Origin of the sequence: Bradyrhizobium sp. (assembly GCF_016462955.1) — a bacterium.
GTDB lineage: Bacteria > Pseudomonadota > Alphaproteobacteria > Rhizobiales > Xanthobacteraceae > Bradyrhizobium.
The window spans coordinates 1-3384 of the sequence record NZ_JAEMSD010000391.1; the positions used below are offsets into that span (position 1 = coordinate 1).

Sequence of the window (3384 nt, forward strand, 5' to 3'; positions counted from 1 at the left end):
GCAATCCCGCGATCGAGGAGACCATAGCGCCGCAATGGCCGCATATGCGGCGCTCGATGGCGACGGTGCTGTCCGAGCTCGACTATCGCGGCAGCGCCTGGGCCGAACATGCCGATATCGCCGCACGCATTCTCGCCGGCGACGCGAAGGCGGCCGAACGCGCAGCGCTCGCGCATGCGCAGACGGCAGGACGGATGACCGAGGAGAGATTGAGGGCGACGGACGAGGCGGCGTAGCCACAGCCACCGTCATTCCGGGGCGATGCGCAGCATCGAGCCCGGAATCCATCAGGCGGCAGAGACTGCGGACGAATGGATTCCGGGCTCGTGCTTCGCACGCCCCGGAATGACAACAAGAACAAAACCAAGGAGGACGACCCATGAAACTGTCTCAGGAGCAATTGGAGTTCTTCCACCGCGAGGGCTGGCTGTTCCTGCCCGAGCTGTTCGCCCAAGAGGAGGTCGACCTGCTCGCGCGCGAGGCGGTCGGCATCTACGATGCCAACCGGCCCGAGGTCTGGCGCGAGAAGAGCGGCGCGCCACGCACCGCCTTTGCCGCGCATCTCTACAACCAGGCGTTCGGCATATTGGGCGCGCATCCGCGCATGATCGAGCCGGTCGAGCAGGTGTTCGGCGAGCCGGTCTACATGCACCAGTTCAAGATCAACGCGAAATCGGCCTTCACCGGCGACGTCTGGCAATGGCACCAGGATTACGGCACCTGGAAGCGCGACGACGGCATGCCGGAGCCGCGGGCGATGAACATCGCGATCTTCCTCGACGAGGTGATGCCGATCAACGGCCCCCTGATGCTGGTCCCGCGCAGCCAGAACGCCGGAGATCTCGAAGCCTCGCACGACCTCGCCACCACATCCTACCCGCTGTGGACGCTGGACGAGGACACCGTGACGCGCCTCGTCGCGCAGGGCGGCATCGTCGCGCCCACCGGCAAGCCCGGCGGCATGCTGATGTTCCACGGCAATCTCGTGCACGGCTCCAGCGGCAACATCACGCCCTATCCGCGCAAGATCGTGTATCTGACGCTGAACGCGGTCTCGAACTACATCCGCAAGCCGACGCGGCCGGACTACATCGCCCATCGCGACTTCATGCCGATCAAGCCGGTGGAGGACGATGCGCTGCTGCGGCTGGCAAGGGCACCGCGGCAGGCGGCGGAGTAACCTGTCATTCCGGGGCGACGCGCAGCGTCGAGCCCGGAATCCATTAAGCCGCAGAGATCGTGGATGAATGGATTCCGGGCTCGCGCTGCGCGCGCCCCGGAATGACGAGCTTTGATCGTTGCACCGACGGATTTCAAACATGAATCTCTTCCACCTCCTCCAGGCCCGTGCCTCCGCCGGCAAGCCGGTCCGTGTCGCATTGATCGGCGCCGGCAAGTTCGGCTCGATGTTCCTCTCACAGGTGCCGCACACCCCGGGGCTGGAGGTGCCTGTCATCGTCGACATCGACCGCGACCGCGCGCGTGAGGCCTGCCGCACCGTCGGGTGGGACGCGGAGCGCATTGCCGCGACCGTCTTCACCGAGGACGGCGTGCGCGCCATCGACGGCGCCATCGACGTGGTCGTGGAGGCGACCGGCAACCCGGCCGTCGGCATCAAGCACGCGCGCGCTGCGATCGCGGCGGGCAAGCATATCGTGATGGTCAATGTCGAGGCCGACGTGCTGGCGGGCCCGCTGCTCGCCGAGGAAGCGCGAAAGGCGGGCGTGGTCTATTCGCTCGCCTATGGCGACCAGCCGGCGCTGACCGCCGAGATGGTCGACTGGGCGCGCGCCACCGGCTTTCGGGTCGTCGCGGCCGGCAAGGGCACGAAATACCTGCCGGCCTATCACGACGTGACGCCTGACGGCGTCTGGCAGCATTACGGCCTGACTGCGGGCGAGGCGCAATCGGCCGGCATGAATCCGCAGATGTTCAACTCCTTCCTCGACGGCACCAAATCGGCGATCGAGATGGCCGCGATCGCCAATGCCTGCGCGCTCGACGTGCCCGCGGACGGCCTGCTGTTTCCACCGTGCGGCGTCGACGACCTCCCGCATATCATGCGGCCGCGCTCGCGCGGCGGTGTGCTGGAGCGGTCCGGCGTCGTGGAGGTCGTCTCCTCGCTCGAACGCGACGGCCGGCCGGTGTTTCGCGACCTGCGCTGGGGCGTCTATGTCGTGCTGGAAGCGCCGAACGACTATGCCGCCGATTGCTTCAGGCAATACGGCCTCAAGACCGACGGGAGCGGACGCTATGCCGCGATGTACAAGCCCTATCACCTGATCGGGCTCGAGCTGAACATCTCGGTGCTGTCGGCCGCGTTGCGGGGCGAGCCGACCGGACAGCCTCACGGCTTCCGCGGCGACGTCGCGGCAGTTGCAAAGCGGAACCTGCGCGCGGGCGAAACGCTCGACGGCGAGGGCGGCTACACGGTCTGGGGCAAGCTGGTGCCGGCAGCTGCGAGCCTGAAAACCAGTGCGCTGCCGATCGGGCTGGCGCACCGGCTCAAGCTGAAGCACGACGTCGCCCATGGCGAGATCGTGCGCTGGAGCGGCGTCGCGTTCGACGCCAACGACGAAACGATCAGGACGCGCAAGGCAATGGAGGCGGCGTTCGCAACGTCCGGAGCGTCCTCATAATCACGCGTTCCCATTCACGGGAAAGCGCTTCATTCACCGATTGATTACGTTACCTGGCAAGGAGTCGCCCCTTCGATCGATCCTGGTTTAGTATCCGGACAAGCAGATGATTCAGTCCGGTTCCGAACAGAGCAATCCATGAGCGAGCGGCAGACCCTTTCGACCGGCAGCGACAGCGCCGCCCCGAGCGAGAGACCCGAGCCGCCCATCCCCAGATTTGCCGCCAGGCATGGTAACACGGCGCAGATCACCTCTGCCGTGGTGGCGGCGATTGCCCTGATTTTCGTCGCCTATCAGGTCTGGAGCATCCGCGCCAACGCGCGGGTCGCGACGGCCCGGCAGGTCTACATGTCCTACAGCGAGTCCCTGCTGCGCTACCCCAGCCTGGTCGAGCCGGATCTGCCGAAGCTGCGGGCCGATCCCGAGGAATGGGTGCGCTACAAGAATTTCGTCGCGCACATGCTGTTTGCCTATGACGAGATTCTCGGCGTCTATGACGAACCGGAGTGGCGCCGCAGCTTCGAGGAAGACGTCAGGTTTCACCTGCCGTACATCTGCGGCGATATGCCGGCGGCGCTCGACGACACGTATTTCCGCAAGATGCGCGAGTTGTTGAAGAAGGAGAGGGCCAAATGTGCCCGCGCTGCGCCGAAGTCATAGCCGGCAGAGTGCGTTCAGATGACGTCGTGACCCTGCCTCGCGCCGTGGTCTCCCCGACCATCCTCCGCAGGCGGTCGCGCTGTCT

At 65.9% G+C, this 3384-nt stretch carries 4 protein-coding genes; all 4 read left to right on the forward strand.

Annotation, left to right across the window (positions count from 1 at the left end; all coding sequences use genetic code 11):
- A partial coding sequence (locus JHD07_RS29300; protein WP_291628486.1) for an FCD domain-containing protein occupies positions 1-236 on the forward strand: 236 nt, incomplete at its 5' end.
- Positions 237-379: 143 nt separating this feature from the next.
- On the forward strand, positions 380-1180 hold the full coding sequence (locus JHD07_RS29305) for a phytanoyl-CoA dioxygenase family protein (RefSeq protein WP_291628488.1): 801 nt from the start codon (positions 380-382) through the stop codon (positions 1178-1180).
- A 139-nt stretch (positions 1181-1319) separates the two neighbouring features.
- Positions 1320-2639 carry a Gfo/Idh/MocA family oxidoreductase gene (locus JHD07_RS29310; protein ID WP_291628490.1) on the forward strand — a complete coding sequence of 440 codons (1320 nt, stop codon included), beginning with the start codon at positions 1320-1322 and terminating at the stop codon, positions 2637-2639.
- Positions 2640-2777: 138 nt separating this feature from the next.
- Positions 2778-3299: a hypothetical protein gene (locus JHD07_RS29315; protein ID WP_291628492.1), complete on the forward strand. Its 522-nt coding sequence runs from the start codon at positions 2778-2780 to the stop codon at positions 3297-3299.
- The last annotated feature ends 85 nt before the right edge of the window (positions 3300-3384 follow it).

Bases quoted from the DNA above. Each gene is read 5' to 3' on its own strand.
- JHD07_RS29315 (WP_291628492.1), top strand. From the start codon at position 2,778: ATGAGCGAGCGGCAGACCCTTTCGACCGGCAGCGACAGCGCCGCCCCG.
- JHD07_RS29305 (WP_291628488.1), top strand. From the start codon at position 380: ATGAAACTGTCTCAGGAGCAATTGGAGTTCTTCCACCGCGAGGGCTGG.
- JHD07_RS29310 (WP_291628490.1), top strand. From the start codon at position 1,320: ATGAATCTCTTCCACCTCCTCCAGGCCCGTGCCTCCGCCGGCAAGCCG.